Genomic DNA, 14,778 nt, shown 5'->3' with positions numbered 1-14,778 from the left:
GGTCGTTCTGGCGTATTCCGGCGGCCTGGACACTTCGGTGATCCTCAAGTGGCTGCAGGATACTTATAACTGTGAAGTGGTGACTTTCACCGCTGATCTCGGTCAAGGCGAAGAGGTCGAGCCGGCCCGCGCCAAGGCTCAGGCCATGGGCGTCAAAGAAATCTACATCGACGATCTGCGCGAAGAATTCGTGCGTGATTTCGTGTTCCCGATGTTCCGCGCCAACACCGTTTACGAAGGTGAGTACCTGCTGGGTACCTCCATCGCACGTCCGCTGATCGCCAAACGTCTGATCGAAATCGCCAACGAAACCGGCGCTGACGCCATTTCCCATGGCGCCACCGGCAAGGGCAACGACCAGGTACGTTTCGAGCTGGGTGCCTACGCACTCAAGCCGGGCGTAAAAGTGATTGCCCCTTGGCGTGAGTGGGATCTGCTGTCCCGCGAGAAGCTGATGGACTACGCCGAGAAGCACGCGATCCCGATCGAGCGTCACGGCAAGAAGAAATCCCCGTACTCGATGGACGCCAACCTGCTGCACATCTCCTATGAAGGCGGCGTGCTGGAAGACACTTGGACCGAGCACGAAGAAGACATGTGGAAATGGACCGTCTCCCCGGAGAACGCTCCTGATAAACCGCAGTATCTGGAACTGACTTACCGTAACGGCGACATCGTTGCGCTGGACGGCGTCGAAATGACCCCGGCCACTGTTCTGGCAACGCTGAACAAGATCGGCGGCGAGCACGGCATCGGTCGTCTCGACATCGTTGAAAACCGTTACGTCGGCATGAAGTCCCGTGGCTGCTACGAAACCCCGGGCGGCACCATCATGCTGCGCGCTCACCGCGCCATCGAATCGATCACTCTGGATCGCGAAGTCGCTCACCTCAAAGACGAGTTGATGCCGAAGTACGCCAGCCTGATCTACACCGGTTACTGGTGGAGCCCTGAGCGTCTGATGCTGCAACAGATGATCGACGCTTCGCAGGTCAACGTGAACGGCGTTGTGCGCCTGAAGCTGTACAAAGGCAACGTGATCGTCACTGGCCGCAAGTCCGACGATTCGCTGTTCGATGCCAACATCGCAACCTTCGAAGAAGACGGCGGTGCTTACAACCAGGCCGACGCGGCGGGCTTCATCAAGCTCAACGCGCTGCGCATGCGTATTGCTGCCAACAAGGGCCGCAAGCTGTTCTAAGCCCCTCGGGCCTGGAATGAAAGGGCAGCCTTGTCATCGCGACAAGGCTGCCACTGCTCAAAATCCTTTCTGTTTTCGCGTTATCTGATGTCATCAGGATTTCGCCTGCCTCTTTAGTCCCCTCGCAAAATGGTCGTGATCTGCTGGCTTACGTTGTAAGCAATGTAGAGCGTGTTTGCCGTGCCTTTTTTCGTCTGTTTGATATGGCAGAGGATGACTCTCTTGAGCAATTCGTCCGACACCGGGTCGGTCAGAAACACCATGAATCGGGCCGAATGCTTGCCCGGTCGCGGCAGACTTTCGAGTAATTGATCGAATTGCAGCGCGCTGCTCATCCGACGCACATCAATGACCCGTAGCGTGTTCAGGGGTTTGGGTAATTGCACGTGATGTTCTATCCACGGGGCCGACGCAGAGCCGCTGTGGTTGGGTGGGTCAGGCACGTTGCCGGTGCGCTCCGCATTGTTTGAGACGGCGTCCGAGCGAGCAACATCGCGCGGTTGGTTGTTCTGCTCCGCGGACTTTAGGTCTTCAAAGGCTTTTAAAAAGTGGTCGTCCTTGTCGAAGTCTGATGGTGCGTAGAGAGAGCGATAGTTGAAGTTCAGTGTCATGAAAAACAGGAATAACAAATAGAATGGAAAACTGATCAGAAACCATACATATATTTTGCGCTCATCATTATCCAAAAATGGCAAAGATACGGCCGCGGAAGTTTCTGAGATAAACGCAAAGATGGCGATAACAGTCATCGGGTTGGTGATTTTTTTCTTGATATTCATTGTTGGTTTTTTGCTCTTTTTGATCATGGGTTATTAAATGTACTGTGTGCGGTGAGTTGTATGTTTGGTGAAGGTGTGAATATGCATTGTTGTCGATATTTATATTAAAAATTGCGATTTGGGTAGAAGTGTCTTGTTTCAGGTTTTTTGGCAGCAAGTGTTTGCTGTAGATATTCTGCTTTTTGTAAACAGTCGCCTGTTTTTGGGGGTGTACAGTCAGAAAAAAATTGTAAAACGCGCAAGGTCTTCTGCTTCAGAGTATTTCCGAGCAAGCTGGACGCCAGGGGGCATTATTTTTTTGCTATAAACAGCCGTTGTTTAAAGCAATCGCCCCGGCTGTCAGCCAGGTACGTAAAGCGCATTCCATTACGTCCAGTGTATTTCTTGTAGGAATAATCCTCATTGCTTGTAGGGAATGTCTTTCGCTGCAAGTGCGGGAGAACTGCGCTGTGCAATGAGTGAATTGACTAGGCTATTGTGCGGGCTCTAAAAATCGAACAGCGAAATTGGACCTGCCCATGAATAAAGTGCTGATCGTGGATGATCACCCCGTCATTCGTCTTGCGGTACGTATGCTGATGGAACGTCATGGCTACGAAGTGATTGCTGAAACCGACAATGGTGTGGATGCATTGCAACTGGCGCGTGAGCAAATGCCGGATATCGTGATTCTGGATATTGGCATACCCAAACTTGACGGGCTGGAAGTTATTGCGCGGCTAAGTTCGGTAGCCATGCCAATGAAAGTGCTGGTACTGACCTCCCAGGCCCCCGGGCATTTCTCGATGCGTTGCATGCAGTCGGGCGCGGCGGGTTATGTTTGTAAACAACAAGATCTCACCGAGTTGCTCAGTGCGATCAAAGCGGTACTGTCCGGTTACAGTTACTTTCCGAATCAGGCGCTGCATACCGTTCGGACAAGTCTGGGCAATGCCAGCGAAGCCGATATGGTCGATCGTCTCTCCGGTCGTGAAATGATGGTGTTGCAACAACTGGCGCGGGGCAAGACCAACAAGGAAATTGCCGATGGCATGTTTTTGAGCAACAAGACGGTCAGTACCTACAAGACCCGTCTTCTGTTAAAGCTTAATGCCCGTTCGCTGGTTGATCTGATCGAGCTGGCACAGCGCAATGGACTGGTCTGAGGATGTGGAACGCTGACGGGGTCATGGGCCGATCGCATTCAGCAGGCAGCATTCAGCAGAAAGTAAAAAGCCTCCGTTTCGGGAGGCTTTCAAGTGTCAGTCATCAAAATCGTATTCGGCCAATTGCTTTTGCAGTCGGCGCTCCTCAAGCAGGTTGTCGATGGTGCGGCGTTTACTCAGATTGGTCTTGGCGACCTCGACGACCGGTTCGGCATCATCAGCGTCCACGGCTACAAAATCTTCGTCAGCTTCTTCCAGTTGCTCTTTGCTGGTACTCATAGGTTAACTCCAGGCTAAGAGGGGCCTTTGGCGCTCCTTATATCGACAATCCTGCGGCGGGTAAAAAAGATTTTTTCAATCGACGAATCGATAAACCTAATAGCCAGTCAATCGTCGGACGTTTTCGCTTTGTATTCGCACAGATCTTCGATTCGACAGCTGCCACAACGCGGCTTGCGGGCCAGACACACATAGCGTCCGTGAAGAATCAGCCAGTGATGGGAATCGAGCAGGAATTCCTTGGGTACAAATTTCATCAGCTTGTTTTCCACCTCAACCACATTTTTGCCGGGGGCGATGCCGGTGCGGTTGCTGACGCGGAAAATGTGCGTGTCGACGGCCATGGTCAATTGGCGAAACGCGGTGTTGAGCACCACGTTGGCGGTTTTACGGCCAACGCCGGGCAGGGCTTCGAGCTCTTCGCGGGTCTGCGGGACTTCACCGCCATGAAGTTCGACCAGCATGCGGCAGGTCTCGATGACGTTTTTCGCTTTGCTGTTGTAGAGGCCGATGGTCTTGATGTATTCGGACAGGCCTTCGACGCCCAAGGCGTAAATGGCGGCGGGCGTATTGGCGATCGGGAACAGTTTCGCCGTGGCCTTGTTGACGCCGACGTCGGTCGACTGCGCCGAAAGAATCACCGCTATCAGCAGTTCGAAGGGCGAGGAGTAGGCCAGTTCAGTCTTCGGCTCGGGATTGTCTTCATGCAGTCGGCGAAAGATCTCAAGACGTTTTGCAGCATTCATGGGCGATGCGTTTCCTTGGAAATAGAGTTCGGGCGCGTCCACGCCTGACGGGCCGCGAGCAGCAGCCCCAATACAATAAAGGCGCCAGGCAACAGGGTTGCCAGATGCAGCCCTTCGCCGAATAAAACAAGGCCTGAGCCATGCGCGGACAACCCACGGCCAAGGCTTCCCTGCCCGATGAGTTCACGCAGCGCGGCGAGCACCAGCATCAAACCGCCAAACAATGCGCAAAGCTTGAAGCGCTGCGCCAGCGGTTGGCGGAAGAAGCCGTTGTGTTCAAGCACCACGCACTGCAAGGCGATCAATCCGCCATAGAGGCCGAACGACTGATGCCATGCGAGGAACCAGCGTTGCGCCAATAGATCGGCACAACTGGCCAACGTTGCAGCAAGCAACACACTGGCCAGCAAGGCACTCCCATCTGTCAGGCGCGAACGCAGCGGTGACATGGCCAAAGCATAAATGCCGACCACTGCGACGAACATCAACATCGTGCCCAACGCACCGGCCAAAGAAACGGTGGTGCCCAGCAATAGCACCAGCATCAGTGAGTTGGACAGGTTCATGTACCGCTCCCCAGCAATGCGCTTCGGTGCTCGTCAAAGTAGCGCAATGCGTCGTGGATCGCGTTGATGGCTGCGCGGGAAGTAATGGTCGCCCCGGCCATTTGGTCGAATTGCCCCTGATCTTTTTTCAATGCCCAGCCAGCGTCATTCGGTTCGCCGCGTGATTTGTCGGTGAATGCCTGAAGCCAGTGGTTCGGCCAGTCGCCAATGGGCCCGCCGAGTGCCGGGGTTTCGTTTTGCTTGAGGGTTTTCACGCCGAGCAATTTGCCGTTGGTATCGATGGCGATCAGCAATTCGATGGTGGCGGCGTAACCTTCGGTTTGATTACGCAGTAACACTGCAACGGTCTGGCCATTCCTGGTTGCGCGGTAACCCGCCGTGAGCGTGCTATGGCTCAGACTCATATCGGTCAGTGGCAGCGGCTGTTCCAGCGGTTGGTTGTCGTAGCTGTCGGCGGGCAGCATGTCGAGCAGTTTGCGGCTGTCGGCCAAACGGTGCTCGGCAGCGATCTGCGGCGCACTATTACGTTGCAGCAGATACGTCGCGCCGATGCCGATCACCGCCAACAGCAATAACGTCAATGCGCTGGCCGTGCGGTTCATGGGCTCACCTGTGGCTGACGGCTAGCGGCAAACCGTTCCAGCGCCGGCACGCAAAGGTTCATCAACAGCACGGCAAACGCGACGCCATCCGGGTAACCGCCCCACGTGCGAATCAAATAGGTCAGAAGGCCGACGCCGACGCCAAACAGCAATCTGGCAAGCGCCGTTCTGGCACCCGAGACAGGTTCGGTGATGATGAAGAACGCACCGAGCATGGTCGCGCCGCTGAGCAGGTGAAAAAGCGGCGATCCATGGGAGTCCGATCCCGATCCGTTCCAGCACAGCAGGCTGATCACAAAAAGGCTGGCGAGCATGCCGACCGGCGCGTGCCAGGCGATCACTCGCCGCTGCAGCAAAAACAGCCCGCCGGCGAAAAACGCCAGATTCACCCATTCCACGCCGCGACCGCCGAAACGCCCGAAGGCCGAATCACTGGCGAACAGCTCATCCATGGTCAGGCTTTTGTTGATGCGCAGACTGTCCAGCGCGGTGGCCTGCACCCAGGCATCCGGCGCCTGACCGATGTAGAAAACCTGTTGAAAGCTTGTCGTGAGATCCAGGCCATGGGCGGGCCAATGAGTCATCGGCTGCGCAAACATCACCATCGCCAAAGCAAAACCGAGCATCGCCGGGTTGAACGGATTTTTGCCGACACCGCCGTACAAATGCTTGCCGAACAACAGCCCCGCAGCCACCGCCGTCACCGTCAGCCACCACGGGCAATAGGGCGGCAGCGCGATGGCGAGTAATGTTGCACTGACGATCGCGCTGCCATCACTCAGCGTCGGCGGTAAGGGCTGACGGCGCAGTCGAGTGGCAATCGCCTCGACGATCAACGCCGTGGTAACAGCCAGAATCAGGTTGATCAACACGCCCCAACCATACAACCAGAACAACGCCAGCAGCCCCGGCAACAGGGCCAGCAGCACAAGCTTCATCGCTTGCTGCAGGCGCTCGTCCGGTGCCTCAAGGGGCGACATGGTCTTGCACCTGGCGCTCGGCGGTTTGCAGGCGGGCGCGGGCCTTGTCGAGGATGTCGTCGGGCGTGTCGGCGCGGCGTTCGAGTTTGTTGAGATCGGCGCGGGCGTAGGCCAATTCGGTTTTTAGCTGGCGAAGTTGGCTGTCGATCGGGCGTTTTTCGACGCGCACCAAGTCAGGCGCAGGCTGATCGCTTGTGGCTTCGGCGTCGTGCAAGGCCTGCTCGGCGTCGCGCAGTGCGTGTTCCAGTGCGGCGATCTGCTCCGGTGATGCTTCGGCGGTTTGCGCTTTTTTCAGCTCGGCGCGGCGCATCGCCAACTGAATTTTTGCGCGTTTCAGGTCGGCATCTTTCGCGGGGGCCGGTGCTGCAACTGCCGGGGCGCTGCTTTCCAGTTGCGCCAAGGCCTGTTCCGCCGCTTCAAATTGTTGCTGGAGCACGATCAATTGCGACTGTTGCTCGAAGGTCGGCGGATGGCCGAAAGCTTTCAGCGATTTGTGCAGTTGCGCACGGCTCATCGCCACATCGATCTTGGCTTTTTTCAGTGCGGCATCGGCGGTCGCGGTTTTCTGCGCGCGCACGCGCTCCAGCGCAGCCTGCACGGGATCTGACGCGGTCGCCTCAGGCTGAGCAGCACGTTTGGCGCGGGCTTCACGTTCGGCCTGCTTTTGCTGTTCTTCGCGCAGCAAACGGTCATTGCGTCGTTCGAATCGCAGACGTGCGTGATCGCGTTTGGCCGCGCGCGCGCGTTGCTCTTCAAGACTGAAGGCCAAGCCGCCGACCACCGGCAACGTGCTCAAAGGCAGAGGATGCATTTCAATGCAATCCACCGGGCACGGCGCGACGCACAGGTCGCAGCCGGTGCATTCATCGATGATCACCGTGTGCATCAATTTCGCCGCGCCGACGATGGCATCGATCGGGCAGGCCTGAATGCATTTGGTGCAGCCGATGCATTCGGCTTCGCGGATATAGGCGACTTGCGGCGGCGCCGAACCGCGACTGATATCGAGTTCCAGCACCGGCACTTTCAACAGCTCGGCCAGCGCCGCGATGGTTTCGTCACCACCGGGCGGGCATTTGTTGATCGGCTCGCCGTCAACGATGCCTTGCGCATAGGGTTTGCATCCGGGATGGCCACACTTGCCGCATTGGGTCTGCGGCAGAAGGGCATCGATGCGTTGAATCAGACTCATGTTTTGATCAGTCCACTGAATCCGAGAAAAATCACTGCAATCAGTCCGGCGCCGATCAGGTCGATCGGCAGGCCGCGAAAGGGCAGGGGAATGTCGTTGTCGGCGGTGCGCTCACGCAAATCGCAGAACAGGCTCAGCACCAGCCAGAAACCCAGCCCGGCGCCGAGGCTCAGCGCTGTCGCGTGCAGCAGGCCTTGATCGTTTTGCGCATTGATCAGCGCCAGTCCAAGCGCACCGGCATTGCCCAACAACAGCGGCCATAATCCGTCGAAAGGCAGATTCGGCCGCCAGCGCGCCAACAGTTTCAACAGCGGTGCGATCAACAAAACGCTCAACGGCACAAACACGAACAGGCGCAGCGCCTCAAGTTGCAGCGGCACCAGCAGCCAATGCCAGATCGCGTAACCGATGACGCCGACCATCAACATCAGACACAACGTCGCCAGCCCCAGCGCATGCACCTGCCGACGACTCCCCGCCAACAGCGGATCGACGCCCAGCGGCCAGTGCAACACGAAGTTGTTGAGCAGCGCAGCACTGATGAGCGTAAGCACAAGTTCGGTCATGGTTCTGCCAGCGAAACGGGCGGCTGTCTCTTAAGGTTAGGCATTATCCGGCCAGATATGAAAAATCCCACAGGCATGCCGGGCACGCCTGTGGGATCGATTCACCGCCGAATGTTACTTGATGCGTTGACCCGGCTTGGCGCCGCTGTCAGGGCTCAGCAGGTAGATTTCTTCACCGCCAGGGCCAGCCGCCATGACCATGCCTTCGGAAATACCAAACTTCATTTTCCGTGGCTTGAGGTTGGCGATCATCATGGTCAGACGGCCGTCGAGCTTGGACGGATCCGGATAAGCGCTCTTGATCCCCGAGAACACGTTGCGTTGCTCGTCACCGATATCCAGGGTCAGGCGCAGCAGCTTGTCGGCACCTTCCACGTGTTCGGCTTTAACGATCAGCGCGACGCGCAGGTCGATCGCGGCGAAAGCGTCGAAGTCGATTTCCGCCGACAGCGGATCCTTGGCCAGTTCGCCATTGCCCGCAGGGGCGGCGGCACCGGTGTCGGTCTGGCTGGCGGTCAGGTCTTCTTTCGAGGCGTCGGTCATGGCTTGGACTTTTACCGGGTCGATGCGGGTCATCAACGGCTTGAACTCGTTCAGTTGATGATTGGCCAGCAGGGTCGCGTGGTCGTTCCAGGTCAGCGGGGCGACGTTGAGGAACGCCTCGGCATCGGCGGCCAGCAGCGGCAGCACCGGTTTGAGGAAGATCACCAGTTGGCGGAACAGGTTGATGCCGGTGGCGCAGATCGCCTGGACTTCATCGTGTTTGCCTTCCTGCTTGTTCAACGACCACGGTGCCTTGTCGGCAATCCAGGCGTTGGCGCGGTCGGCCAGACCCATGATTTCACGCATGGCGCGGGCGAAATCGCGGGCTTCATAGGCGTCGGCAATGCTTGGCGCGGCGGCGAGGAAAGCCTCGGTCAGCTCTGGCGCAGCATTGTTGTCGACCAGCAGGCCGGCGTTGCCTTTTTGAATGAAACCGGCGCAACGGCTGGCAATGTTGACGACTTTGCCGACCAGGTCGGAGTTGACCTTCTGCACGAAGTCTTCGAGGTTCAGGTCGAGGTCGTCAACGCCACGACCGAGTTTGGCCGCGTAGTAATAGCGCAGATATTCCGGTGACAGGTGATCCAGATACGTGCGGGCCTTGATGAAGGTGCCGCGCGACTTGGACATCTTCTGGCCGTTGACGGTCAGGTAGCCGTGCACGTTGATGCCGGTCGGCTTGCGGTAGCCCGCGCCTTCAAGCATCGCTGGCCAGAACAGCGCGTGGAAGTTGACGATGTCCTTGCCGATGAAGTGGTACAGCTCGGCGGTGGAATCCTTGGCCCAGAACGCGTCGAAATCCAGTTCCGGCGTGCGGTCGCAAAGGTTCTTGAAGCTGGCCATGTAGCCGATCGGCGCGTCCAGCCACACGTAGAAATACTTGCCTGGCTCGCCCGGAATCTCGAAACCGAAATACGGCGCATCGCGGGAGATGTCCCACTGTTGCAGGCCGGCGTCCAGCCATTCGGCGATTTTGTTGGCGACGGCGTCTTGCAGGGTGCCGCTGCGGGTCCAGGTTTGCAGCATTTCCTGGAAGTCCGGCAGTTTGAAGAAGAAGTGCTGGGAATCCTTCAGCACCGGGGTGGCGCCAGAGATCGCCGACTTCGGATCCTTCAGATCAGTCGGGGCGTAGGTCGCACCGCATTTTTCGCAGTTGTCGCCGTACTGGTCTTCGGTGCCGCATTTCGGGCAAGTGCCCTTGATGAAGCGGTCGGCCAGGAACATTTTCTTTTCCGGGTCGAAATACTGGGTGATCGAGCGCTGGGCGATGTGCCCGGCGTCACGCAGCTTGATGTAGATCTGGCTCGACAGCTCACGGTTTTCTTCGGCGTGAGTGGAGTGGAAGTTGTCGAAATCAACCAGGAACTCGGCAAAGTCGGCGCTGTGTTCAGCCTGCACGTTGGCGATCAGTTGTTCCGGGGTGATGCCTTCCTTTTCCGCGCGCAGCATGATCGCCGAACCGTGGGCGTCGTCGGCGCAGACGTAGATGCATTGATTGCCGCGATGCTTCTGGAAGCGCACCCACATATCGGTCTGGATGTATTCCAGCATATGGCCAAGGTGAATCGAACCGTTGGCGTAGGGCAGGGCGCTGGTGACGAGGATCTTGCGTGGTTCGGACATGTGGGGCTTCGCTACTTGATGAAACGGAGGTCGGCCACTATAAAGCGCTGGCGCATATTTTTCACCCCTGCGCCGCTGGGTACTTTGAGTGCATTTGTGGCGAGGGGATTTATCCCCGTCCGGCTGCGCAGCAGTCGTAAAACCAGAGAGCTCGGTCTACCTGATACACCGAGCTTTGCGATTTTGGGGCGGCTTCGCCACCCAGCGGGGATAAATCCCCTCGCCACAATGGTTTTCCAGCTCAAGTAATCTGTTCGCCTCAAATCGGTGTCCAGCGTACGATACCCACCATCTTTTCCCAGTCTTGTTATCGGAGTTGCCCATGAGCGCCGTCACTCGCGCAGCGGTGGAAGCCGTCCTCAGCCAATACACCGACCCTTACCTGAACCAGGATCCGGTCAGCGCCGGATGCGTGAAGAACATCGAGATCGTCGGTGATCGCGTCAATGTGCAGCTGGAAATCGGTTACGCCGCCGGTCTGTTCAAGAGCGGCTGGGCGCAATTGCTGCAACTGGCCATCGAAAACCTCGACGGCGTGGTGATTGCCAGGGTTGAAGTCAACACGGTGATCGCCGCGCACAAGGCGCAGGCGCAGATCCCGGGCCTGGCCAACGTCAAGAACGTCGTCGCCGTGGCCTCCGGCAAGGGCGGTGTGGGCAAGTCGACCACCGCCGCAAACCTCGCGCTGGCGCTGGCCCGTGAAGGCGCCAAGGTCGGTATTCTCGACGCCGATATCTATGGCCCGAGCCAAGGCATCATGTTTGGCATTCCCGAGCGCACCCGCCCAGAGGTCAAGGATCAGAAGTGGTTCGTGCCGCTCAAGGCCCACGGTGTCGAAGTCATGTCGATGGCGTTCCTCACCGACGACAACACGCCGATGGTCTGGCGCGGCCCGATGGTTTCCGGCGCGTTGCTGCAACTGGTCACGCAAACCGCATGGGGCGATCTGGATTATCTGGTTATCGACATGCCGCCAGGCACCGGCGATATCCAGCTGACCCTGGCGCAGAAGGTTCCGGTGGCCGGGGCGGTAATCGTCACTACGCCGCAGGATCTGGCCCTGCTTGACGCGCGCAAAGGCGTGGAAATGTTCCGCAAGGTCAACATTCCGGTGCTGGGCGTGGTGGAAAATATGGCCGTGCACATCTGCTCGAACTGCGGGCATGCCGAGCATCTGTTCGGTGAGGGCGGCGGTGAGAAACTGGCGACGCAGTACGGCGTTGAGCTACTGGCTTCGCTGCCGTTGTCGATGCTGATCCGCGAACAGGCCGATGGCGGCAAGCCAACGGTGATCGCCGAGCCGGACAGCCAGATTGCCATGGTCTACCAGGAACTGGCCCGCCACGTTGGCGCGCGGATTGTGTTGCAGGAAGCGGTATCGCCGGCGATGCCGAACATCACCATCAGCGACGATTGATACATCCGCAACACCCTGTACTTGTAGGAGCTGAGCTTGCTCGCGAAGGGGCCGTGTCAGGCAACATTAATGTTGTATGACACGGCCCCTTCGCGAGCAAGCTCAGCTCCTACAGTTTTGCGGTGTGGGTTAGATACGCAACCCGCCATCCATCTCCAGAATCCGACCGGTGTAGTAGTCGTTCTCGAAGATATACGCCGCCGAATGCGCGATCTCTTCCGGCTTGCCCATACGCTTGAGCGGAATCCCCGAAGTCATCTTCTCCAGCGCTTCCGGCTTCATGCCCAGGGTCATCTCGGTTTCGATGAAGCCCGGCGCAATCCCCGCCACACGAATCCCGTAACGCGCCAATTCCTTAGCCCACGTCACCGTCGCCGCTGCCACGCCAGCCTTGGCCGCCGAATAGTTGGTCTGGCCAACGTTGCCCGCCCGCGAGATCGACGAGATGTTGATGATCGCGCCGCTGTTCTTCAGCTCGACCATTTTCGCCGCCACTTCACGGGTGCACAGGAACACGCCGGTCAGGTTGACGTCGATCACGGCCTGCCACTGTGCCAGGCTCATCTTGGTCATCTCGCCGTCCTTGACCTTCAACAGCAGGCCATCACGGAGGATCCCGGCGTTGTTGATCAGGCCGTGAATCGCACCGAAGTCGGCGGCCACCTGAGCGACCATGTGCTCGACCTGTTCTTCATTGGCGACGTTGCACAAGTAGCTGCGCGCCTCGACGCCCTTGGCTTTACACGCCGCGACCGCGTCGTCGAGTTTTTCCTGATTGAGGTCGACGAGCGCAAGCTTCGCGCCTTTGCCAGCGAAATACTCGGCCATGGAGCGGCCCAAACCCTGGCAACCGCCAGTGATAATGATTACTTTGTCGTTGAGTTGCATTCGCATGCCCCGATAGCAGGTCTGAGTAGTTTTTATTGTTAGCGACTCCCGATCTGCACCGGCCGTGGCTGGTTTGCACATGAGAATTGCCCGATGGCGTGACCGAAACTTTCTTCCGGGCGCCTGTCCGTTTTTTCGACGGATTCTATTTAAGGAGTCATAAATTGAGCGTTGAAGTGGCCAAGAATGCCCGAGAATTGCTTCTCAAGGAATACCGTGGAGTGCTGTCGACGCACTCCAAATCGATGCCCGGTTTTCCGTTTGGCTCCGTGGTGCCGTACTGCCTGGACGAGCAGGGCCGCCCGCTGATCCTCATCAGCCGCATCGCCCAGCACACCCACAACCTGCAGAAAGACCCGAAATGCTCGCTGTTGGTGGGTGAGCGTGAAGCCGACGACGTGCAAGCCGTTGGTCGCCTGACCTATCTCGCCGAAGCGCAAAAGCTCGAGGACAGCGCTGCGATTGAAGCCGCCGCCGAGCGTTACTACCGCTACTTCCCGGATTCGCAGAACTACCACAAGGCCCACGATTTCGATTTCTGGGTGCTGACCCCGGTGCGCCATCGTTACATCGGCGGTTTCGGCGCGATTCACTGGATCGATCAAGTGACGCTGGCCAACCCGTTCGCCGGCAAGGGCGAGATCAGCATGGTCGAGCACATGAACAGCGACCACGCCAAAGCCATCGCGCACTACGTCGACCTCGCCGGTCTGCCGAAAACCGTGCCGGCGCAATTGGCGGGCATCGACACCGAGGGCATGCACCTGCGCATCGGTCAGGCGCTGTACTGGCTGCCGTTCCCAGCACCTTGTAATACGCCGACACAAGTGCGCGAAGCCTTGGTTTCTCTGGCTCACGCCGAGGTCTGGCCAAAAAATGAAGTGGCCGACGCTTGAATTCACGAAAGGGCGACGTCATCTAAGGCTTACTGCAAGGCATTTCTTGCGTTGAGGAAACTTTGATGCGCCCTTTTCTGTTGCTCTTTCTGCTGTTTCCGGTGCTGGAGCTGTTCGTATTCGTCAAAGTGGCAGGGGCTATCGGGTTTTTCCCGGCCCTGCTGCTGATCATTGTCGGCTCGATGTTCGGTGTGTTCGTGCTGCGCGTCGCCGGTCTTGCCACGGCACTGCGTGCCCGTGAAAGCCTGAACCGCGGCGAACTGCCTGCGCAAACCATGCTCGAAGGCCTGATGCTGGCACTGGCCGGTGGTCTGCTGATTCTGCCGGGCTTTATCAGCGACGTCGTCGGTCTGGTCATGCTGCTGCCGTTCACTCGTCGTTTGCTGGCGAACAAAATGCGCCAGCGCGCCGAAGAACAGGCAATCCGCCAGCGCGCCTTTGCTGACGATCTGCAACCTCGTGGCGGTCCCGCACCGCGTCAGCCGCTGGGCCGCGAGGGTGATGTGATCGAAGGCGAGTTCGAACACCGCGATCCCAAGTAACGTCTCTATCGACACGGCACCTTCGGGTGCCGTGTTCGTTTGGGGCTGATTTTGTCCGCAGAATCCGCGAAATTTTTTTCGCCTCGCCCTTGTAATAAGCTTATGCGCCCTTATGTATCGGTCACCGAAAGGTTTCTGGCATTTGCGCCAGTCAGTCTTCCGCGTCTCGCTCGACGAGGCGCAACCGGCGAAGGCCGGATTTGTTAAACCCGCCGGGACTACACCGGCCGATGAAAACCACAATTAGGAGAGATCGACAATGAAGCTTCGTCCTCTGCATGACCGCGTCGTAATCCGTCGCAGCGAAGAAGAAAAGAAAACCGCTGGCGGTATCGTCCTGCCAGGTTCGGCTGCTGAAAAAGCCAACCACGGTGTGATTCTCGCTGTAGGCCCGGGCAAAGCTCTGGAAAACGGCGAAGTGCGCGCACTGTCCGTTAAAGAAGGCGACAAGGTTGTGTTCGGTCCTTACTCCGGCAGCAACACAGTGAAAGTCGACGGCGAAGACCTGTTGGTAATGAGCGAGAACGAAATCCTCGCTGTTATCGAAGGCTGATACCCCCGTTCATTTTCCCGCTACTACAAAGTATTTAAGGAATATCGATCATGGCTGCTAAAGAAGTTCTGTTTGGCGATTCCGCCCGTAAAAAAATGCTCAAGGGCGTCAACGTCCTGGCTGACGCAGTAAAAGCGACCCTGGGCCCGAAAGGCCGTAACGTGATCATCGAGAAGAGCTTCGGCGCTCCGACCATCACCAAGGACGGCGTTTCCGTCGCCAAAGAAATCGAACTCGAAGACCGTTTCGAAAACATGGGC

The 14,778-nt window shown here is 57.9% G+C and carries 17 protein-coding genes; 7 read left to right on the top strand and 10 right to left on the bottom strand.

Annotated elements, in window-relative coordinates; translation table 11 throughout:
• Positions 1 to 1,201: argininosuccinate synthase (locus tag ACIP1X_RS24645; RefSeq protein WP_400755550.1), on the top strand; the 1,201-nt coding region annotated here is incomplete at its 5' end.
• A gap of 113 nt (positions 1,202 to 1,314) precedes the next feature.
• Here the strand turns inward: ACIP1X_RS24645 and ACIP1X_RS24640 are convergent.
• The gene (locus ACIP1X_RS24640; protein WP_400755549.1) at positions 1,315 to 1,980 is read right to left on the bottom strand and encodes a hypothetical protein; all 666 of its coding nucleotides are present in this window, start codon (positions 1,978 to 1,980) and stop codon (positions 1,315 to 1,317) included.
• A gap of 518 nt (positions 1,981 to 2,498) precedes the next feature.
• Between ACIP1X_RS24640 and ACIP1X_RS24635 the strand changes: the two genes are divergently transcribed.
• Positions 2,499 to 3,125 carry a response regulator transcription factor gene (locus ACIP1X_RS24635; protein ID WP_053123410.1) on the top strand — a complete coding sequence of 209 codons (627 nt, stop codon included), beginning with the start codon at positions 2,499 to 2,501 and terminating at the stop codon, positions 3,123 to 3,125.
• Between the two features lie 96 nt (positions 3,126 to 3,221).
• Here ACIP1X_RS24635 and ACIP1X_RS24630 read toward each other — a convergent pair whose 3' ends face one another.
• From ACIP1X_RS24630 to metG, 8 genes are all read right to left on the bottom strand, one after another.
• Positions 3,222 to 3,404 (bottom strand): PA3496 family putative envelope integrity protein, encoded by a 183-nt coding sequence (locus ACIP1X_RS24630; protein WP_053123408.1) that lies wholly within the window; start codon positions 3,402 to 3,404, stop codon positions 3,222 to 3,224.
• A 107-nt stretch (positions 3,405 to 3,511) separates the two neighbouring features.
• Entirely contained in the window at positions 3,512 to 4,150 is a 639-nt protein-coding gene (gene nth / locus ACIP1X_RS24625; protein ID WP_400755548.1) for an endonuclease III, read from the bottom strand.
• Complete coding sequence (locus ACIP1X_RS24620; RefSeq protein WP_400755547.1) at positions 4,147 to 4,716, bottom strand: Rnf-Nqr domain containing protein; 570 nt, start codon at positions 4,714 to 4,716, stop codon at positions 4,147 to 4,149. The genes nth and ACIP1X_RS24620 overlap by 4 nt, the downstream gene beginning before the upstream one ends.
• Entirely contained in the window at positions 4,713 to 5,318 is a 606-nt protein-coding gene (locus tag ACIP1X_RS24615; RefSeq protein ID WP_400755546.1) for an RnfABCDGE type electron transport complex subunit G, read from the bottom strand. The genes ACIP1X_RS24620 and ACIP1X_RS24615 overlap by 4 nt, the downstream gene beginning before the upstream one ends.
• The gene (locus tag ACIP1X_RS24610) at positions 5,315 to 6,298 is read right to left on the bottom strand and encodes an RnfABCDGE type electron transport complex subunit D (RefSeq protein ID WP_400755544.1); all 984 of its coding nucleotides are present in this window, start codon (positions 6,296 to 6,298) and stop codon (positions 5,315 to 5,317) included. Before ACIP1X_RS24610 ends, ACIP1X_RS24615 begins: the two co-directional genes overlap by 4 nt.
• Positions 6,285 to 7,490 (bottom strand): electron transport complex subunit RsxB, encoded by a 1,206-nt coding sequence (rsxB, locus tag ACIP1X_RS24605; protein ID WP_400755542.1) that lies wholly within the window; start codon positions 7,488 to 7,490, stop codon positions 6,285 to 6,287. Before rsxB ends, ACIP1X_RS24610 begins: the two co-directional genes overlap by 14 nt.
• A complete protein-coding gene (locus ACIP1X_RS24600) occupies positions 7,487 to 8,056 on the bottom strand; it encodes an electron transport complex protein RnfA (protein ID WP_400755540.1) in 570 nt (189 codons plus the stop codon). Before ACIP1X_RS24600 ends, rsxB begins: the two co-directional genes overlap by 4 nt.
• 114 nt (positions 8,057 to 8,170) lie before the next feature.
• Entirely contained in the window at positions 8,171 to 10,222 is a 2,052-nt protein-coding gene (metG, locus tag ACIP1X_RS24595; RefSeq protein ID WP_212546273.1) for a methionine--tRNA ligase, read from the bottom strand.
• Between the two features lie 322 nt (positions 10,223 to 10,544).
• Here metG and apbC point away from each other — a divergent pair, with 322 nt between their 5' ends.
• Positions 10,545 to 11,639 (top strand): iron-sulfur cluster carrier protein ApbC, encoded by a 1,095-nt coding sequence (apbC, locus tag ACIP1X_RS24590; RefSeq protein WP_159815386.1) that lies wholly within the window; start codon positions 10,545 to 10,547, stop codon positions 11,637 to 11,639.
• 129 nt (positions 11,640 to 11,768) lie between these two features.
• Here apbC and ACIP1X_RS24585 read toward each other — a convergent pair whose 3' ends face one another.
• Positions 11,769 to 12,527, bottom strand: a complete 759-nt coding sequence (locus ACIP1X_RS24585) for an SDR family oxidoreductase (protein WP_053123391.1) — start codon at positions 12,525 to 12,527, stop codon at positions 11,769 to 11,771.
• Between the two features lie 164 nt (positions 12,528 to 12,691).
• On the opposite strand from ACIP1X_RS24585, the gene ACIP1X_RS24580 reads away from it, so the two are divergent.
• The 4 genes from ACIP1X_RS24580 to ACIP1X_RS24565 form a co-directional block, all read left to right on the top strand.
• On the top strand, positions 12,692 to 13,423 hold the full coding sequence (locus tag ACIP1X_RS24580) for a HugZ family protein (protein WP_400755538.1): 732 nt from the start codon (positions 12,692 to 12,694) through the stop codon (positions 13,421 to 13,423).
• Between the two features lie 65 nt (positions 13,424 to 13,488).
• Positions 13,489 to 13,965: an FxsA family protein gene (locus ACIP1X_RS24575; protein ID WP_159815384.1), complete on the top strand. Its 477-nt coding sequence runs from the start codon at positions 13,489 to 13,491 to the stop codon at positions 13,963 to 13,965.
• 259 nt (positions 13,966 to 14,224) lie between these two features.
• On the top strand, positions 14,225 to 14,518 hold the full coding sequence (locus tag ACIP1X_RS24570; protein ID WP_007916610.1) for a co-chaperone GroES: 294 nt from the start codon (positions 14,225 to 14,227) through the stop codon (positions 14,516 to 14,518).
• A gap of 50 nt (positions 14,519 to 14,568) precedes the next feature.
• Positions 14,569 to 14,778 (top strand): TCP-1/cpn60 chaperonin family protein (locus ACIP1X_RS24565; RefSeq protein ID WP_400755536.1); only part of this gene is annotated, 210 nt, incomplete at its 3' end.

It is taken from the genome of Pseudomonas sp. NPDC088885 (assembly GCF_044750025.1).
GTDB classification, from domain to species: domain Bacteria; phylum Pseudomonadota; class Gammaproteobacteria; order Pseudomonadales; family Pseudomonadaceae; genus Aquipseudomonas; species Aquipseudomonas rustica.
The sequence above is the reverse complement of the archived record's forward strand: the minus strand, read 5'-3'. Positions and strand labels throughout refer to the sequence as shown.

Bases quoted from the DNA above. Each gene is read 5' to 3' on its own strand.
- ACIP1X_RS24585 (WP_053123391.1), bottom strand. From the start codon at position 12,527: ATGCAACTCAACGACAAAGTAATCATTATCACTGGCGGTTGCCAGGGT.
- rsxB (WP_400755542.1), bottom strand. From the start codon at position 7,490: ATGAGTCTGATTCAACGCATCGATGCCCTTCTGCCGCAGACCCAATGC.
- metG (WP_212546273.1), bottom strand. From the start codon at position 10,222: ATGTCCGAACCACGCAAGATCCTCGTCACCAGCGCCCTGCCCTACGCC.
- apbC (WP_159815386.1), top strand. From the start codon at position 10,545: ATGAGCGCCGTCACTCGCGCAGCGGTGGAAGCCGTCCTCAGCCAATAC.
- ACIP1X_RS24600 (WP_400755540.1), bottom strand. From the start codon at position 8,056: ATGACCGAACTTGTGCTTACGCTCATCAGTGCTGCGCTGCTCAACAAC.
- ACIP1X_RS24640 (WP_400755549.1), bottom strand. From the start codon at position 1,980: ATGAATATCAAGAAAAAAATCACCAACCCGATGACTGTTATCGCCATC.
- ACIP1X_RS24570 (WP_007916610.1), top strand. From the start codon at position 14,225: ATGAAGCTTCGTCCTCTGCATGACCGCGTCGTAATCCGTCGCAGCGAA.
- nth (WP_400755548.1), bottom strand. From the start codon at position 4,150: ATGAATGCTGCAAAACGTCTTGAGATCTTTCGCCGACTGCATGAAGAC.
- ACIP1X_RS24615 (WP_400755546.1), bottom strand. From the start codon at position 5,318: ATGAACCGCACGGCCAGCGCATTGACGTTATTGCTGTTGGCGGTGATC.
- ACIP1X_RS24635 (WP_053123410.1), top strand. From the start codon at position 2,499: ATGAATAAAGTGCTGATCGTGGATGATCACCCCGTCATTCGTCTTGCG.
- ACIP1X_RS24630 (WP_053123408.1), bottom strand. From the start codon at position 3,404: ATGAGTACCAGCAAAGAGCAACTGGAAGAAGCTGACGAAGATTTTGTA.
- ACIP1X_RS24575 (WP_159815384.1), top strand. From the start codon at position 13,489: ATGCGCCCTTTTCTGTTGCTCTTTCTGCTGTTTCCGGTGCTGGAGCTG.
- ACIP1X_RS24610 (WP_400755544.1), bottom strand. From the start codon at position 6,298: ATGTCGCCCCTTGAGGCACCGGACGAGCGCCTGCAGCAAGCGATGAAG.
- ACIP1X_RS24620 (WP_400755547.1), bottom strand. From the start codon at position 4,716: ATGAACCTGTCCAACTCACTGATGCTGGTGCTATTGCTGGGCACCACC.